At 36.9% G+C, this 18219-nt stretch carries 13 protein-coding genes; 10 read left to right on the top strand and 3 right to left on the bottom strand.

Annotated features, from left to right (window positions below; all coding sequences use genetic code 11):
• The 9 genes from B5F78_RS03715 (at position 1) to B5F78_RS03675 (ending at position 13591) form a co-directional block, all read left to right on the top strand.
• Positions 1–2235 carry an LlaJI family restriction endonuclease gene (locus B5F78_RS03715; RefSeq protein ID WP_087406054.1) on the top strand — a complete coding sequence of 745 codons (2235 nt, stop codon included), beginning with the start codon at positions 1–3 and terminating at the stop codon, positions 2233–2235.
• Between the two features lie 12 nt (positions 2236–2247).
• Positions 2248–5370, top strand: a complete 3123-nt coding sequence (locus B5F78_RS03710; protein WP_087406053.1) for an SIR2 family protein — start codon at positions 2248–2250, stop codon at positions 5368–5370.
• 33 nt (positions 5371–5403) lie between these two features.
• Positions 5404–6903 carry an AlbA family DNA-binding domain-containing protein gene (locus tag B5F78_RS03705; protein WP_087406052.1) on the top strand — a complete coding sequence of 500 codons (1500 nt, stop codon included), beginning with the start codon at positions 5404–5406 and terminating at the stop codon, positions 6901–6903.
• Between the two features lie 33 nt (positions 6904–6936).
• Positions 6937–7440 (top strand): very short patch repair endonuclease, encoded by a 504-nt coding sequence (locus tag B5F78_RS03700; protein WP_087406051.1) that lies wholly within the window; start codon positions 6937–6939, stop codon positions 7438–7440.
• A 68-nt stretch (positions 7441–7508) separates the two neighbouring features.
• Positions 7509–7928, top strand: coding sequence for a hypothetical protein (locus B5F78_RS03695; protein WP_087406050.1), 420 nt, complete (start codon positions 7509–7511; stop codon positions 7926–7928).
• Positions 7910–8458 (top strand): hypothetical protein, encoded by a 549-nt coding sequence (locus B5F78_RS03690; RefSeq protein ID WP_087406049.1) that lies wholly within the window; start codon positions 7910–7912, stop codon positions 8456–8458. The genes B5F78_RS03695 and B5F78_RS03690 overlap by 19 nt, the downstream gene beginning before the upstream one ends.
• Positions 8459–8494: 36 nt before the next feature.
• The gene (locus tag B5F78_RS03685; RefSeq protein ID WP_239473430.1) at positions 8495–10837 is read left to right on the top strand and encodes an AAA family ATPase; all 2343 of its coding nucleotides are present in this window, start codon (positions 8495–8497) and stop codon (positions 10835–10837) included.
• Positions 10834–11832 carry a hypothetical protein gene (locus tag B5F78_RS03680; protein ID WP_087406048.1) on the top strand — a complete coding sequence of 333 codons (999 nt, stop codon included), beginning with the start codon at positions 10834–10836 and terminating at the stop codon, positions 11830–11832. Before B5F78_RS03685 ends, B5F78_RS03680 begins: the two co-directional genes overlap by 4 nt.
• 559 nt (positions 11833–12391) lie before the next feature.
• Positions 12392–13591, top strand: a complete 1200-nt coding sequence (locus B5F78_RS03675) for a THUMP-like domain-containing protein (protein ID WP_087406047.1) — start codon at positions 12392–12394, stop codon at positions 13589–13591.
• A gap of 175 nt (positions 13592–13766) precedes the next feature.
• Here the strand turns inward: B5F78_RS03675 and B5F78_RS03670 are convergent, their stop codons facing one another.
• The 3 genes from B5F78_RS03670 to B5F78_RS03660 are packed head-to-tail and all read right to left on the bottom strand — an operon-like array spanning position 13767 to position 16318.
• A complete protein-coding gene (locus tag B5F78_RS03670; protein ID WP_022039126.1) occupies positions 13767–14192 on the bottom strand; it encodes a SufE family protein in 426 nt (141 codons plus the stop codon).
• Positions 14193–14205: 13 nt separating this feature from the next.
• Positions 14206–15207: a M20 family metallopeptidase gene (locus B5F78_RS03665; RefSeq protein WP_225226441.1), complete on the bottom strand. Its 1002-nt coding sequence runs from the start codon at positions 15205–15207 to the stop codon at positions 14206–14208.
• A 43-nt stretch (positions 15208–15250) separates the two neighbouring features.
• The gene (locus B5F78_RS03660; RefSeq protein WP_022039124.1) at positions 15251–16318 is read right to left on the bottom strand and encodes a M20 family metallo-hydrolase; all 1068 of its coding nucleotides are present in this window, start codon (positions 16316–16318) and stop codon (positions 15251–15253) included.
• A gap of 92 nt (positions 16319–16410) precedes the next feature.
• On the opposite strand from B5F78_RS03660, the gene B5F78_RS03655 reads away from it, so the two are divergent.
• Positions 16411–18216 (top strand): AMP-dependent synthetase/ligase, encoded by a 1806-nt coding sequence (locus tag B5F78_RS03655; RefSeq protein ID WP_087406045.1) that lies wholly within the window; start codon positions 16411–16413, stop codon positions 18214–18216.
• Positions 18217–18219: the final 3 nt, after the last annotated feature.

The following is an 18219-nucleotide window of genomic DNA, read 5'->3' as shown; positions in this document are numbered from 1 at the left end:
ATGTTGCTGTTCATCGAAGGATACCCGTATAGTTTGGATGACATCATTAGAGATGGTCTGACTGTGAGAGATGTGCTCAAGGATGTAGTGTCCGTTCCGGTTAAGGAAGACAGATACGCCTTTGGGTATGTAGGGTATTGTTATAGCAAAGCGGCAAAAGATGTAATTTTCTTTCTCCCCAAAGTGGTACTGACCGGTGAGCAGAATGAAGAGAACGGTGATGATACAATATTCGGTGCGTCACCTCAGGAAATCATTGACTTTGAATCGGACAAAATAAAATTCAAGTTTACAGAAGACGGATGCAAGGAATACAAGGAGTTTCTTTCCACGCTTTCAATATGGGTTTACAGGACAATCAGCGTGTACAAGCAGACACATAATGATAATATCCTTGAAACTAGGGAATATCAGACAGAAAGCAGAGGTCGGAAGCAGAAACACAACACTTTGCTTGATGTGATAATTGCGCTCCGTGACTTTAACAGGGACAATCAGGACTACTTTACATTTATCGCAAAAAATGTGCATTCTGGGTATAACAGAATCAATTGGAGCAAGACTATTGCGTCATCACAAGCTTTTATTCAGAATGGAACTCCTGTTTACGTTGAACCTGTGAACAGGAAGAAGATGGTTAATTTTGACGAGGAACTGTTGGTCATCTATTTCTCTATACTGAATTATATATGTGAAACACACGGTTTTTCTTTTGAAATAAACATACATTACCAGCTTATAAGTCCCGAAAAGCTAAAGAATACATATATAAAGAAGAATTTGGGATGCAGACGGCTGAAACAGATTAAATACAAATACTTTTCGGATAAGGCTTTAAGAATATGGGATTTGTGTTATGCTTTTTTTGATAGGGAATATAAAATATCCATGAATAGGCAGGCTGAAGACTTTTTGCTTGCCAAAGATTTCGATCACATTTTTGAAGTGATGATTGATACTCTTGTCGGAGGTAATGATAAGCAGGAACTGCCTAAGGAGCTGACTGAACAGAAAGACGGGAAATTGGTTGACCATATGTTTATAGGACAGGGGCTTATTGAGCAGTCTGACTTGCCTGCAGACCTGACTTACTACATAGGTGACAGCAAATATTATAAGCGTTCCAAAAACGACAGGACATTGCTCGGTGAAAAGTCTGTTTACAAGCAATATACTTATGCGAGAAATGTCATACAATGGAATATGAACCTGTTTTTGGACGGTGATGGAATAGGTGAGCATCCGCAGTTAAGGGATACGTTGACAGAGGGATATAATCCTATTCCTAACTTTTTCATTAGTGCAAGAATCCCGAATAGACGAAGTGGCGGAGCCAGATTCTTGTCGTTTGATGATAAGGAACTGAAGTCTCAAGAAGGTGGTGTCCAGTTGAATCGCCAGTTTGAAAACAGGTTATTTGATCGTGACACTCTTTTGTTGTGCCATTATGATGTGAATTTCTTATATATAGTGTCCTTGTATGGTCGTAATAACAAAAGTTCTCAAACTGCATGGAGAGAATATGTACGTAAGGAATTCAGAAGTAAGATTCAAGATACTCTAAACAGACTATATACATTCAGAACTTTACAACCGCGTGACGGTATGGATTGTTATCAGTTTATCCAGGATAATTTTCAGCGCTTGAATGGAAAACTGTATCGCCCGAAGACAGATAGTAATTATTTGGTTCTTGCTTTGATGAAAGATGAAGATAGCGGTATATGGAAATCACTTGGTATTAAATCTGAAACTGTCGGAAAGGAGATTATTCAAAACAAAGAATTATTAGATGCACTGCATACTCATTTTCATGTTAGTAACCCTTTCATGCTTGATAATGAATTCCAAATTGAAAGTGTGGATAATGTCGGCACTCTTGATAAATTACCAAAACCTGAGGTTAAGGATGTTCTGACTGGTTTAGTTCGGAGAACAGATTCGGATTATGCAAATTTCTACAATCATGTTGCGAAGACTTATACAATGGAAAAGATACCTACTTCTATTAATGTAATGGATATTAGATATTTTTTACCTATGGTTGGCGGAGATATTGACGGCTATTATAAAGTGGAGAAAGTATATTTGGGTACAAGGGATGGTAATATATGCTTAAAATTAAATCTTTCTACTTACATTTCGTTAGGAGAGAAATGGATCCCTATATATCGAAGTAAAATGCAGCCAGGAGAATTGATATCTAACAAACAGATGGCAGATTTATACGAATAAAAGATTTAGAAGATGGAAGAAAAACTATTAAGAATGGATTTCGATGCTTTTTTAAGGTCTTTTAAACAAAATAAGAATGCTTCTTTTGCCTTCTTATTAGGAGCTGGTGCATCAATATCTTCTGGTGTTCAATCTGCAGAAGACTGTATATGGGATTGGAAGAAACTTATTTATGTAACAAATAATCCAGCATGTACATCATTTCTTGATATCCATACTGATTGTTGTAGAAAAAGAATTCAGGCATGGATTGATGAACAAGGTGGTTTCCCAAAAGAGAAATCAGATAGAGAATATGTTTTCTATGCAGAAAAAGCATTTCCACTGTCTGGTGATAGAACAAGATATTTTGAGAACTTGTGTTTTGATAAGAATCCGAATATTGGTTATAAGCTTTTGTGTTTATTACATAAATATGGAGCCTTAAAATCAGTATGGACTACTAATTTTGATGGATTAGTAGTAAGGGCTGCACATAAGGCAAATATCACCCCAATAAATGTAACACTTGATAATCCAGATGATATTTATCGACAAGAAAATACTCATGAATTATTGTGTATAGCTTTGCATGGAGATTATAAATATTCGACACTTAAAAATACTGCAACAGAATTAGATTCTCAACAGGATACATTTAAAAATAGACTTAAAGAATACTTTGTTGATAAAAATTTAATTGTAATTGGGTACAGTGGAAGAGATAAGTCTTTGATGAAGGCATTGACTGAAGCTTTTAGTCGTCCGGGAGCAGGTCGTTTATATTGGTGTGGATATGGCTCATTTATAAATGAAGACATTAAGGGTTTACTTACTGTAGCTAGGAATGCAGGAAGAGATGCTGTATTTGTTGAAACCGATGGTTTTGATAAGACAATGATATCTATACTACTTTCTACATATAATGATGAGCAAGATAAATATCAAGAAATTCATAAGATATTAGAAGATATAAATACAGATATTCCTATTACGCCATTTGCTTTGCATAATTTGAATATTGGTGGATGTATTAAAACAAATCTATATCCGATTTCTATTCCTTATGATATATTTACTTTCGAGATTTCTTTCCCTCAGAATGAAACTCAATGGAATTTTCTTAGAAATAGGATTAAAGGAATGGATATTGTTGCTGTTCCTTATAAGGGTAAAGTATTTGCTTTTGGCTATTCAGAACATATACACCAAGCATTCTTTGATTGTCTTAAAGAAGATAATATATCTCGTCTCCCATTATCAATTAAAGAATTGAAGGAAAACCATGCGCTAAAATCTGTTATAATCAAAACTTTGATTTTGGGCCTTTCTTCTTGTTGTGGCAAAGATGCTGTTATATCCAAACGTTTGATTTGGGATAGAACACGTCAGTTTGAAAATTATAAAGGTGTATATGAAGCAATTAAAATAGATATAGTGTTTTTGGATGATAAGAATTATGCTCTTATGTCTATTGTTCCAACATTGTATTTTAAAGATGAGCATATAAATTGTGACAGGCGTAAAAATCTAATGTCTGAATATCTTGACAAAAAACACAATATCAAGTACGATGAGCTTATTTCTAGTTGGGAGCGAATTCTTTTTAATGGCAGTAAGCGTACATTTGATTATCCATTAAATAGTGGTTATAATTTCAATTTTAAAATAAGTAATAATAGAGGACTTGTTGCAGTTGATTATACAGATAAAGGTCTCATATCTCAGACTCAGTTTACAAACAATAAAATAGTATACTCAGGGATATATATATCTGAGCCAAATCTTGATTTTTGTAGTAAGGTATCTCGAAAAATAATCCAAGATACAAATCCAATGAGAGGATTGCTTCAAAATAATCCCTATGATTATGAATTTCATTCTAATTTTAATACTAATGTTAAAATTGGTGTAATTTGTCCGATTACTCATACATTTCAGTTCCGGGAATTCCTTAATGGTTTGAATGGAAATGTTACTGTTTCTGGAACTGATTATGTACAACCATATATCGGTTTTGAGCAAATTTATGCAACTTCGTTAGATATACCTGCCGTTAATTCTAATTTATGGGTTAAATGTAATGAGACGCAAAATGATTCTGTGAATTTAGCACAAAATATATGTAAGTTTGCTCATAAGTTATCCAATAATAATCCAGATATTATTATTGTAATTTTTATTCCAAATTCATGGGAAAAACATCGCTTCTTTAAAAATAACGGTGAAACATTTGACTTACATAATTATATTAAGGCATATGCGGCTCAAAATGGATTTACCACACAATTTGTAGAGGAAAAAACTATATCTAATACATATATGAAGAATCAGATATATTGGTGGCTTTCATTAGCTTTGTTTGTCAAATCAATGAGAACTCCATGGGCTTTGTCAGATCTGAATACAGAGACAGCCTATGCTGGTATTGGATATAGTGTAAGACATGATGCAAAAGGTAAACCAAATATTGTTGTAGGGTGTAGTCATATATATAATTCAAAAGGCCAAGGTCTAAGATACAAATTGTCTAAAGTAGACAATCCCATTTTGGACAGAAAAAACAATCCTTACCTATCCTATGAAGAGGCTTATAAATTGGGTGTTAGCATTCAAGAATTATTTGTAAAATCTATGGACAGGATGCCTAAGAGAGTTGTTGTTCATAAAAGAACTCCATTTAAAGACGAGGAGGTGAAAGGTATAACTGATGCTTTATCTCATTCTGGCATAAAAGATGTTGATTTAATAACAATAACAATGGAAGATAAGGTTAAATGTATAGACCAATATATACAGCATGGTTATCCTGCTAATGCTTCTTTTCCTGTAATGAGAGGAATTTGTTTTGCGGTTTCTAAATATGAATGCTTATTATGGACACATGGAACTATAGACTCAGTAAAGCCCAACAGAAATTATTATCCAGGAGGGCGAGGTATACCTTCGCCTTTGAGAATAATTAAATATCATGGTAATGGCTCAATGCAGACAATAGTTAAAGAGATTCTTGGTTTTACGAAAATGAATTGGAACTCTTTTAATTTTTATACTAAATTTCCTGCAACAATTGATACCTCCAATACATTAGCCCAAGTTGGGAACTTGTTAGGGCATTACGATGGTAGGACTTATGATTATAGGTATTTCATATAGTATTGTTGGAAATAAAAAAAACAGAAAATTATTATGGAATTAGGTATTAAGTCATTTATTGGTGAAGCTACATCATATGATAAAAAACAAATGCTTGAAATCAAGCGGCCTAAAAGCTGGCTTAAGAGCGTGTCTGCTTTTGCTAATGGTGAAGGTGGTACATTGATATTTGGCATAAGTGATGATGATGAGGTCGTGGGGCTTGCGAATGCCGAAAGTGATGCAGAAAGAATCAGTGAGGAGATAAAGACCAAACTTGACCCAGTGCCTGTGGTCAATCTTGAATACAAAGAGATTGATGGAAAGAGACTAATATTGCTGCATGTGTATCCAGGACAGGAAACACCATATTACTACATTGGAGACAAGCAGCGATTGGCCTTTGTGCGCGTAGGAAACGAGTCGGTTACGGCAGATCGTATTCAACTGAAAGCCCTTGTTTTGAAAGGATCCGGACGTACTTATGATAGTTTGCCATCCAATTATAGATTTGAGGATATGGCTTTCTCAAAACTCAGATCTGTCCATTACAAACGGCTGCAACGTTCGTTTGATGACAGCGAGTTCGTATCATGGGGCATCATAGATGAAAACGGCAATTTGACAAATGCCGGAGCGTTGTTGGCAGATGAATCTCCTATACGACAGTCCCGTATTTTCTGTACACGTTGGAACGGTTTGGATATGACTAGTGGTTTGGGGGAAGCGATTGATGATGTTGAATTGGAAGGTTGTGTGATTGGCCAATTGCAAGATGCTGTGTCTTTTGTGAGAAATAACTCTCATAAGAAATGGTGGAAGGAGAAAGATTATCGTGAAGAACAGCCAGATTATCCTGAACGTGCGGTAACAGAAGCGATAGCGAATGCAATCATCCATCGTGATTACTTACAGGTGGGAAGTGAAATACATATTGACATGTATGATGACCGTTTAGAAGTATATTCTCCAGGAGGAATGATGGATGGAAGACTTATTCAGCAGCTAGATCCTATGAAAGTACCATCCAAAAGACGGAATCCGTTACTTGCAGACTTTTTTAATCGCTTGGGGTTAATGGAACGTCGTGGAAGCGGAATGAAGAAGATTATTGATGCATATAATAAATATATTCATCTTTTAAATTATCATACTCCAGAATTTGTTTCTAATGCTTCTGAGTTTCATGTAACGCTATGGAACTTGAATTTTGAGAATGAAGTTGTTGGAGAAATAACACCCAATGGCATTCCTTTGATACAAGAGTTCGTAAAAGAGTCTGGAGAAGTGGTCGTAAAAGAGTTCGTAAAAGAAGAATCAAAGTTCGCAAAAGAGTTCGTAAAAGCAGGTCGTCAGATTTATAAGCTAATTTCACAAAACCCACAAATCAGTGCTGCGCAGATGGCTGAGAGTATGGGGTTATCTGCACGTCAGGTTCAGAAATATCTTAAACGACTTCAAGAGTCAGGGAAGATTACTCGTATAGGTGGACGTAAAATGGGAGAGTGGAAAATAATTGATGAAGAATACGAAGGATTCTTTGATCGAATATGACAGACAATTGATATGTAAGTTTTCTATATTGGCATGGACAAATTAAACAAAGAACAGAGACATCGTTGTATGTCAGCTATAAAATGTAAGGATACAAAGCCGGAATTGTTGGTGCGAAAGTTCTTGTTTAGTCGTGGATTTAGATATAGATTGAATCATCCTCGACTTCCAGGACATCCGGATATTGTATTGCACAAATATAGAACTGTGATTTTTGTGAATGGATGTTTTTGGCATGGGCATCAAGAATGCAAGTATTTTGTCCTTCCTAAAACGAATGTGGAGTTTTGGAGTGCTAAAATCGAAAGGAATCGAAAACGAGATGTGGAAGAACAACGCCAATTAGCATCTATGGGATGGCATTGTATTACCATTTGGGAATGTCAGTTGAAACCTAGAGTTCGTCAGCAGACTTTGGAGTCATTAGTATATACACTTTCTTTTATTTTCTTGGAAGATAGAAAGGTGAGCTATTACAAAGAAAAATATGAAACTCCCACAATAGCTGCTGATTCGGAAATTGAATATAATGTATAGAATGATGCTATTATTTTTTATAATAATTTATATATATCCTTTTTTAGTTACTTTTAAATATTAATATTATGTTATACACAAATAAACAATTAGTATCTAAAGGCTTTGATCATAGAATTGCAGTAAAAAGATATCTCTATAAATATTTGAATCAAAAGAAAGAATTTAAACGCCTTAAACCACATGAAAAAGATTATTTGTTTGGATGGATGCGTGTATCTTATAATGAACAAGGTAAGCCTGCTTTTGATTTATATGAGGAGACTGAGGCACAAGAGTATATATTTTTTAATATAGTCCTGACATATGGAGAAGATATTGATAAATTTGAAGGGCCAATAATGGGACCGCATGGTAAATTGATGGATGAGGAAATACGTAAGGATCATGCTTTTTTTGATAAATATTTATCAATATGGAAAAAGCAAATAGAAGAACGTAATGGGCCATATTTATCAATCATTGCCCCATGCTTTATCAGAAATTGAAAGAATTAAAAAGTGTTTGTTCATCAGAAGATGAATATAATTCACGTGAAAGGTACTGTTATGGCATATTTTTTTATATATATTATAAGTCTAAATTGTTATTTGAAGAGAATAATAAGCGATGTTTAATCTTTAAAATTAAAGAGTTTGATTTTGTTATTAATATATATACTTTTTGTCATATATTTACTAGACATTATGTTCCTAGCTTAAATAAAGGTTTGTCTATCTCTATGAATAGTAAGATTCCCTATATTGACGTAAATAATTTTGTTGAAACTCTGAAGGGGCTAATAGTATTGTATTTTAATGAAGATGATAGCTTGAATATAGCAACAGAATATATGTTGTTCAAATTTATGAATGATCCATATATCCTTTGGATAAAATATAAAAGAATGGATGAACTGTCAAAAAATATGGGGTTTGAAGTGCGATCTTTTTATAAATGTGAAGAAGAAGCAGATATCTCTAAATTTGATGGTAAAAAAGAAATTATACTTTCTAAAGGCTGTTTTTGTTATATATAATAAGAAGGAGAATATAGGTAATTAAATTATTGCAAAATGTTTAAATTAATAGCTGTTAAAGTATTGGAAGGATGTCGTAAGTCGGTATGTAAATGTTTGAGTGTCGGTAAAATGTATTACTTTAATAATGACTACTACATTACTGATGATAGTATATGTCTTCGCGATGAATATATAAGACTATTGCCAGATGATTTTTTCTCATTAGACGCTACTTCAACTTTGCAGATAAATATTTCTGCTGTGGTTGGTATGAATGGTGATGGCAAGAGTACATTGATGGAGTTGGTAATGCGCTTGATTAATAACTGCGCAAAACACTATAGACTGGCAGATAAAGATAACTTATTGCAAATAGATGGAGTGAAAGCCGAGTTGTATTATTTACTTGATAATGTGGTATATTGTATAAAAGAGGCAAAAGAAGATAACTATGCAAGTCTGTGGAAATGTGCTGATATGAGTGACTCTGATGTACGACAATGGAATAAAATAATGACTCCAGTTAAAAGCGTCAGTAGAATGAATGAGTTGTTTTATACTATTGTGTCTAACTATTCTCATTATGCATATAATACAAGGGATTTTAGAGAAGAATGGTCTGATAAAGTACAATCAGAGGAAGATTGTAAGAAATGTTGGCTACATTACTTATTTCATAAGAATGATGGTTATAGAACCCCAATAACAATTCATCCATATAGATATGAGGGAAATATTGATATTAATAAGGAAGTTGAATTAACTATGCAGAGACTGATGGCTTTGTATATTCAGGAGCCTAATCCTAGAGAAAATGACGGTTCATTTAGAAGAATAGGTAATAAGGAGGCTGAATTTCTACAATTGACCGATTTGGGATATTCAAAACTTCAAGAAATAACTGTTGTTCAATATTTTAAGGATAATAAATCTTGTTCATTATTATCAAAGCAGATTAACCATATAGAAGAATTGAGGAAAAACGCTGATGATATGATGATTAAAGGTGCTTTAAGTAATATATTAGGTCCCATAAAAGAGTGTCTTGATTTATTAATCGGAGAGAAAGATCAATATTCCTATATGAATACGGACTTATCATATAAAGATTTCTTGCAGATATTTTATGAATGGATGCGTAATAAACGTCAGGTGTATTCAAGCAATAGTGATTTGAGGCTACTTTTGAATGCTTTGAAAAAATTAAGTAATATTGTTGATAAAGGTGCTTCGTATAAGCAGTTTGCAACCAAATATAAAAAATATGACAAGATGAATATTCAACAATTGAAAAGAGTTAGGTTCATATATGAGGTAATACGAAGCTGGGGGTTCTCTATTGATATTCTTACTAAAGAATATGAGATACTTGATGATATTGAGCGTTGTCAGCATTATATTGTTTATAAGACTATAAGTATATGTGCAATCTATCCGGAATATCGAGATTTTATTAATGGTAAAGATTCAGGTTGGAATAATATTGGGTTCGTTTTTGATAATTCTGTTATTGATGATGTTGTAAAGCAAATTAAAGCAGATAAAACACATGTTACTTTAAAGTTGCGTCAGTGTTTGAATTTTATTGATCAACTGAATAAGAGTAAAAATAATGTTTTTGAGATTCTTTCTAATGTGAATCTGCAACAGAAATTTAAAAAAGAATATGAATATGAATATGGCTTTGTTGTAAATTTTGATGATTTAAAATCTTATTATAAGAAAGACCTTTTCCCGTTAGAATTATTGCCTCCTCCTATTTATAAGTCAGAAATTCTCTTTCACTCTATACAAGATGAGAATACATATATTCCATATAAGTATTTAAGTTCAGGAGAAAAGCAGTTATTAAATAATTTTGGGGCATTGATTTATCATTTGAGAAATATAGATTCTGTAATAGACAAAAAAAGATCATACGAAAACGTAAATGTGATTTTTGAAGAAATAGAATTGTATTTTCATCCGGAATATCAACGGCTAGTAGTAAAAATGTTGGTGGAAAAATTGCAAAAGATAGATTTTAATCACATAAAAAGAGTTAATGTTATATTTGTTACTCATTCTCCATTTATCTTGTCAGATATTCCAATTTGTAATGTTCTGTTTTTAAAGGATGGTAAACCCGCAATTAGAAAGATTCAAGAGAATACATTTGGATCTAATATTCATGGATTATTAAAGAATGGATTCTTCCTGCCATCCTTACCAATGGGAGAGTTTGCCTACGATAAGATCAACGAACTATTTGAAAGACTTAATGGATATAAATTGGATCCTAACAATCGAGAACTTCGGGATTGGTTCTATTCAAATATTATGAGAGTTGGTGAACCATACCTAAGAGAACAATTAATGAAATTATATAATATGCATTATTCATTTTACGTACAATGATAGATATTAGGAGAGGTAGATATGTAAATCTGATTGCTGATGAATGGCTTGGCATGGTAATGAAATTCTTTAATGATCCTTGTCGTCCATATATAAAATTGTCATCTAATAAAAGACTGTATTTTGCTTCGTATGCTCACAAATTGAGATACGAATGTTTATGTCAGATTTCTGTATATGCCAAAAATAGAAAACATAGAAAAGCTTGTGTGAGAAAACTATATTATTGGTGGCAACACCTTAATGATATCATATTGATTAGCCCTGCTTCTATGGATTCACAAATAGAAAAATGGGAAACGAAAAAAATAGGAGACATTATATTATTGAGAGCATTATCTAATATCTTAGTGAGATATTACGAGACTTTATCTAATAAATATGGGCACGATTTGGTGAACAAATTAAATATAAAAACATGTCCATATTGTAATAGACAGTTTATATATACTTTTAAAGGACGAACAGCAGAGAGACCGGAATTAGATCATTTTTATTCGAAAACTATCTATCCGCTTTTTTGTTTATCATTTTATAATCTTATTCCTGCTTGTCATTCTTGTAACCATGTGAAATCTGAGGAGAATATCGGTTTAAATCCTTATTCTAGGGCTTTTGGAAGGAAGTTTGTTATAACAGATAAAAGAGGAGGTCAACTTACGAAATCTCAAATATATAAGTTGACGGAAAAAGAAATCAAATTAGATTTTTCAGGGAATGACATTGCAGAAGAAATAAATGAAAAAGTATTAGGGCTAAAAGATGTATACAACAAGCATACTGATTATGTAAAGGAACTAATTGATAAATCTATGGCTTATGATGCTTATGCGAGAAAAGCTTTGGTGGAAAGTTTTCAAGGTGCTGGATATCACCCTCGCCAAGTGTATGATTTTATATGGGGTAGACATTTGATGGATGCTGAGTATGAAGATAGGCCTCTTTCTAAATTAACAAAGGATATTTTGGATTTATTGGATATAAAGAGAAAATAGTCGTTAATAAATAAAAGATCGTGAATATTATTTGTTTGTCTCAAAATCATTATCTTTGCCTTTGACCGCTTTAGATAGCGTGGTTTGTTTGTCTAAACAACAATATAGTTTAGACAATAGATTGAAAATAAGGATGAAACAATTTCTTCAACGAGGACGAGTATTGATGAGTTTGATATGAATATCAGCAGTTTACTTGTACAAGTGTAGTAAAAACATGTACTTATACTTTGAACGGTATGCAATTGTACATTTTTATGGATACATACTTCCGGTGTCATTCCTGTTGACAGTGTCACGCTGACAAGTAAGCTTGGGTCTTTTCGCAATATGGCTGCATCGCTTGTAAGATTATTAATCTTACAGCGTGAAGATTAATAATCTTTCGGCATGAAGATTAATAATCTTACAAGCAAGGCAGCTATGGCTGGCATATTGAAGTTGAATGCAGGTATTCATTTTTTAACGGGTGTGCCGAAATGCACACCCTTATTTTTTGCCTTTGTTGAATATAGGTAAACAAAGAAAAATATATCTTTGTAGCAGATAGTTTGTACATATGAAAAGATTATCCTCCGAAACACTTGCTTTTATTCATGCACATTGGGGAGATGATGTGCGTGCTTTGGCGCTTCAAGCGAAGAAATATCCCGAGGTGGATATGCTTGAAGCTGCTGTCCAGATTGCTGGCAGACAGGTTGCCGAAAGGAAAATTCCTTCTTGGGCAAAGGTGGAATCAGTGCGTTATCCTTCCCATTTATCGATGGAACAATGCTCTTCTGAACTAACGGCACGCTATAAAGCATCGCTTATAAATGGAGAAACATTTGCCGACCTGACGGGAGGGTTAGGCGTAGATTGTTCGTTCATTTCTCAAAGATTCCGGAAGGCAGATTATGTAGAACGTCAGAATTCATTGTGTGAGTTAGCTGTTCATAACTTTGCAGCATTAGGACTGCGACATATTCATGTTCATTGTGCGGATGGTGTATCTTATTTGTCGCAAATGACACCTGTAGACTGTCTGTTTCTGGATCCTGCCCGAAGAGACAGTTATGGAAGCAAGACTGTAGCAATATCTGATTGTGAACCCGATATAGGGATACTCGAACCGGTATTGGTGGAAAAAGGGCGGAAGGTAATGATTAAGTTATCACCTATGCTGGATATAGCTAAAGCTCTTCAGGTGTTGAAACACATAACGCAAATTCACATTGTGGCTGTTCATAACGAGTGTAAAGAGTTAATAATTCTGTTAGAAAAGTCTGTTGAAGAGTCGGATTGTATTGGTTCTGAGGTGTGTATATATTGTAAACAGATTGTTGATAACTTGTTGATACCACCTTTTGTATTTACGCTTTCCGAAGAGAGAAATGCGATGTGTGAGTATGCTGACAAGGTGGAAACTTATCTGTATGAACCAGGAGTGACTTTGCTGAAAGCAGGTGCTTACCGATTGTTGGCTTTGCGTTACGGTGTGAAAAAACTGCATCCCAACAGCCATCTGTATACCTCCGACCATCAAGTGGATTTCCCAGGCCGTCAGTTTCAAGTAGAAGCCGTTTCTGGGTTCGGGAAAAAAGAGTTGAAAACCTTGTTGGGGGGAGTAGAGAAAGCAAATCTGACAGTGCGCAATTTCCCCGCTTCGGTAACAGAGTTGCGGAAGAAACTAAAATTGAAAGAGGGTGGCGAAATATATCTGTTTGCCACTACATTAAAGGATGAGGAACGGGTATTAATAAAGTGTTCAAAAATATGACCGCCCGTATGAACAGGCATAAGCAACTGTTTTGAATTTCCTACAAGAAGTTTTTCTTGGCTTGATGTGTTCGTTTCGTGTGTGCACGATAAATTCAAAACAGGTCCTAAATATCTGTGTTCATTTGCGCAAATAAATTGTATTTACATACGGACAGTCGTATTTTTATTTTCTTTCAACTTCGTTTTGCCTTGAAAGCCAAAGCATACATGCGCATTTGCTTTACCATGGCAAGCAGCCCGTTACTGCGGGTTGGCGAAAGGTGTTCTTTCAGTCCAATCCGGTCAATGAAATAAAGGTCAGCATCCAGAATTTCATCAGGTGTATGCCCCGAAACCACCTTTATCAGCAAGGCGATAATGCCTTTCACTATCAAAGCATCGCTTTCTGCCTGAAATATGATTTTCCCGTCTATAAAGTCTGCCTGTAACCACACGCGGCTTTGGCAACCATCTATCAGGTTTTGTTCGGTTTTATATTGTTCGTCAAGGGGGGGCTGTTCGCTGCCCAGATCGATAAGCAACTGATATTTGTCCATCCAGTCATCGAAGTTGCTGAACTCGTCGATAACCTCGTCTTGTAGTTCGTTGATTGTTTTCATATCGAGTTATTTTTTATTTTTCATTATAAATTACATTCATTACGGTTTCTCCCACAGCCTGCAAGGTTGCCTTATCAATGCAGTCCATGTTGTCTGCCACTGTGTGCCAGGTAGGGTGGAAGCCTGTTTCGCTGTGTGGGTCATAACCGATGATATCCACACACGGGATTTGGCGGAGCCGGTTCACGTATATGTGGTCGTCTGTCACGTTGCCGCCGTTTTCTTTGATGAAGAACTGTTTATGCCCCAGTCGGTGTGCTGTATCCCAAATTTTCTTCATTGGCGAATTTGCCGTTTGACTGGAATATTGTTCGTAATAGAAAGTTGCTCCTTTGCCTCCCACCATATCCAGAAGGATGCCGAAACGTGCCTTGTAATCAGGTACATGTGGTACACGTCCCCAATATTGAGAACCCAGGCACCATGTGTCTTGCTTGTAATCGCCCTCATAAAATTCAGGGATACCATAGTCTTCCGCATCAAAGAACACGATGTCGATGCCGATAGCTGGAGCCTGTTGTTGTAAGTGACGGGCGATTTCCAGCAGTACACCTACACCACTGGCACCATCGTTGGCACCATCGATGGGAGTATGGTAATGTGCTTCCTGACCGGCATCGGCATAAGGACGGCTGTCCCAGTGGGCGCACAGCAGGACGCGCTTCTTGGTGTCAAGGTTGTACGAACCGATGACATTGTGCATCTTCAGTACTTTTCCATCGTATGAAATGACATCGCCAAACTGGTTATACACCGTAGCTCCGAAGTCGCGCAGTTGTTGTGAAAGGTATCCGCCACACTTGCGGTGGGCTTCAGTATTCGGCACACGTGGACCGAATGCCACTTGTTTCTGAATGTACAGGTAAGCACTGTCGGCATTAAATTCAGGTACTTGCACGTTATTTTCCTGGTTTGTCTCTTTTTCCGAGGTATTTTTATTCTTACTGCTCCCACATGCAGCGAGGCAGACCGACAACAACAGGAAGAAGCCACAAAGGAAGATGTTTGGTTTCATTATATGCATTTTTTATTGAGTTTAATGGAGTATCACTTATCACTTAAATCTTCAATCCGTCTAATATGGCGATATAGGTATGAATGGCTTCTTCTATCTCACTGACCATTACATACTCGTCTGCCGTGTGCGAACGTGACGATTTGCCCGGTCCTATCTTGACGGAAGGAAAGTGCATCAATGCCTGGTCGGAAAGCGTAGGCGAACCGAATGGTATCTTTCCCAGTTCGACGGCACGCTTCACGAACGGATGTTCAGTATCAATGTGCGAAGAGTTGAGACGGAACGAACGTGCTTTTGCTTCGCAATGGATATGAGTGGTGATTTCGTTAAACAATTCTTCGTTCGAATAGCATTCGTTACTCCGGATATCCACTACGAAAGAACATAGGTCGGGAATGACATTGTGCTGTGTACCAGCATTGATTTGAGTGACACTCATTTTTACTGGTCCCAATAATGGAGATACTTTGGAAAAACGGTAATCTCTGAACCATTCGATATCCTCCAATACCTTATAAATTGCATTTTCTCCTTCTTCGCGTGCAGCATGTCCGGCTTTACCATGAGCCGTAACATCGAGTACCATCAGACCCTTTTCTGCTACAGCAGGTTGCATGTCGGTAGGTTCGCCCACTATCCCCAGTGCAATGGGAGGCAGTTGCGGTAGTACACTTTCAATACCTCCTTTACCCGACACTTCTTCTTCACATGAGGCAAGGAATATCAGGTTATAGCTTTGAGTGGTGGTAGTCAGGTAACGATATGCCTGAAAGAGTGAAACCACGCTGGCACCGGCATCGTTGCTTCCCAACCCATACAGCTTCCCGTTTTCCAGTTTTGCAGTGAAAGGTTGTTTTCGCCAGCCGTTTACAGGTCTGACTGTATCAATATGTGAGTTTAGCAGGATGGTGGGACGGTTAACGTCGAACATCGGGCTGATACACCAGATATTGTTTCCCGAGCGTCCGGTCATGATGCCGCTTTCCTCGATGTAATTTTGCAGGAAATCGGCAGCCGCTTCTTCTTCCCGACTTATGGAAGGGATTCCGATGAGGGAATTCAGTAGCGTAAGTGCTTCCGAAGTGTAATAATTAGTATCCGATAACATAAGATTCTTTTGTTTTGCCAGCAAAGATACTTCATTTATTCAAATTAAACCCTATCTTTGCAGGTAGCGATTACAAAATAAATAAAATTTAAATGAGTGAATCTTATTTGTCTACACTGATTGAACGGCAGGCCGGGAAATACGGCGTACGTGCAGCTCTGAAATACCGTGACTACAAACAAGGTGTATGGATTCCGGTTTCGTGGAATCAGTTTGCCGGAAAGGTAAAGAAAGTGGCTCGTGCCTTGGTGGCTTTAGGTGTTGAGGTACAGGAAAATGTAGGTGTGTTCTCTCAGAACATGCCTGAATGTCTCTATACCGATTTCGGGGCATTCAAAAGCCGCATAGTTACTATTCCGCTGTATGCCACCAGCTCGGAATCGCAAGTGCATTATATCGTAGAAAATGCCTCCATCCGCTATTTGTTTGTGGGCGAACAATATCAATATGATGTGGCCTATCGGGTGCAGCAGCTTTGCAAGACTCTGAAGCGAATCATCATTTTCAGTCCCGATGTAATGCGGGCAGCAGAAGATACTCATTCTATTTATTATGACGATTTCCTCCAGTTGGGTGAGGCAAACGAACTGCAGGCAGAAGTAGACCGGCGCACGGGGGCTGCAGTGTCGACTGACCTTGCTAACATTCTTTACACTTCAGGTACTACGGGCGAATCGAAGGGAGTGATGTTGCATCATTCATGTTATGAGGCAGCTTTCCAAGCGCATAACAAGGTATTGCTTACCTTGACCGACCAGGATGTGGTGATGAATTTTCTACCTTTTACGCACGTGTTCGAACGTGCGTGGTCGTATTACTGCCTGACAAAGGGTTGCCTGCTCTGCATCAACCTTTATCCGCAAGATATACAGATGACTATTAAGGAAATTCGTCCTACGGCAATGTGCAGTGTGCCACGTTTTTGGGAAAAAGTATATGCAGGTGTCCATGAAAAGATAAACGAAGCTTCGGGGCTAAAGAAAAGCCTGATGCTGGATGCGCTTAAGACAGGACGCGAACACAACATCGATTATCTGATGAACGGTAAGACACCTCCTCCGATGTTACATCTGAAATACAAGTTTTACGAAAAGACGATTTACAGTGTACTGAAAAAGACCATCGGTATCGAACGGGGCAATTTCTTTCCCACTGCCGGAGCAGCGGTGTCAAAGCAAATAGAAGAATTCGTCCATTCAGTAGGCGTCAACATGGTAGTAGGATACGGGTTGACTGAAACTACGGCCACTGTTTCGTTGGGATGGATGGACGACTTCCGCACGGGTTCCGTGGGACGGCTTATTCCCGGACTTGAGCTGAAGTTCGGCGAGGATGGTGAGATCTTGCTTCGAGGCGAGACCGTGACAAAGGGATATTACAAGAAAGAAGCCCTGACTCGCAAGGTAATCAGCGAAGACGGATGGTTTCATACGGGGGATGCCGGTTATATGAAAGATGGTTTCTTATACCTTACCGATCGGATAAAGGACTTGTTCAAGACATCAAACGGTAAATATATCGCCCCTCAGGCGATAGAAACCAAACTGGTGGTAGACCGGTACATTGATCAGGTGTCTATCATAGCAGACCAACGCAAGTTCGTCTCTGCACTGATTGTGCCCGAATACAAACAGGTGGAAAAGTATGCCCAAGACCATCACATTGCTTATGCCGACCGTGCGGACCTGTTGAAGAAACCCGAAATCATTGCCTTGTTCCAGATGCGTATCGATACGTTACAGCAGGAATTTGCCCATTACGAACAAATCAAGAAGTTCACCTTATTGCCCGAACCATTCAGTTTGGAAAAAGGTGAATTGACCAATACCCTGAAAATCAAACGTCCGGTATTGATGAAAAATTATGCGAATGAAATCAACAAAATGTATGAAGAGTGATTT

Source organism: Bacteroides sp. An279 (assembly GCF_002159615.1).
Classification (GTDB): domain Bacteria; phylum Bacteroidota; class Bacteroidia; order Bacteroidales; family Bacteroidaceae; genus Phocaeicola; species Phocaeicola intestinalis.
Note: the sequence above shows the minus strand (reverse complement) of the source record. Positions and strands in the feature narration are given on the sequence as shown.

Excerpts from the sequence above, each read along its gene's own strand:
- B5F78_RS03715 (WP_087406054.1), top strand. The coding sequence starts at position 1 with ATGTTGCTGTTCATCGAAGGATACCCGTATAGTTTGGATGACATCATT.
- B5F78_RS03710 (WP_087406053.1), top strand. The coding sequence starts at position 2,248 with ATGGAAGAAAAACTATTAAGAATGGATTTCGATGCTTTTTTAAGGTCT.
- B5F78_RS03705 (WP_087406052.1), top strand. The coding sequence starts at position 5,404 with ATGGAATTAGGTATTAAGTCATTTATTGGTGAAGCTACATCATATGAT.
- B5F78_RS03700 (WP_087406051.1), top strand. The coding sequence starts at position 6,937 with ATGGACAAATTAAACAAAGAACAGAGACATCGTTGTATGTCAGCTATA.
- B5F78_RS03695 (WP_087406050.1), top strand. The coding sequence starts at position 7,509 with ATGTTATACACAAATAAACAATTAGTATCTAAAGGCTTTGATCATAGA.
- B5F78_RS03690 (WP_087406049.1), top strand. The coding sequence starts at position 7,910 with ATGCTTTATCAGAAATTGAAAGAATTAAAAAGTGTTTGTTCATCAGAA.
- B5F78_RS03685 (WP_239473430.1), top strand. The coding sequence starts at position 8,495 with ATGTTTAAATTAATAGCTGTTAAAGTATTGGAAGGATGTCGTAAGTCG.
- B5F78_RS03680 (WP_087406048.1), top strand. The coding sequence starts at position 10,834 with ATGATAGATATTAGGAGAGGTAGATATGTAAATCTGATTGCTGATGAA.
- B5F78_RS03675 (WP_087406047.1), top strand. The coding sequence starts at position 12,392 with ATGAAAAGATTATCCTCCGAAACACTTGCTTTTATTCATGCACATTGG.
- B5F78_RS03670 (WP_022039126.1), bottom strand. The coding sequence starts at position 14,192 with ATGAAAACAATCAACGAACTACAAGACGAGGTTATCGACGAGTTCAGC.
- B5F78_RS03665 (WP_225226441.1), bottom strand. The coding sequence starts at position 15,207 with ATGAAACCAAACATCTTCCTTTGTGGCTTCTTCCTGTTGTTGTCGGTC.
- B5F78_RS03660 (WP_022039124.1), bottom strand. The coding sequence starts at position 16,318 with ATGTTATCGGATACTAATTATTACACTTCGGAAGCACTTACGCTACTG.
- B5F78_RS03655 (WP_087406045.1), top strand. The coding sequence starts at position 16,411 with ATGAGTGAATCTTATTTGTCTACACTGATTGAACGGCAGGCCGGGAAA.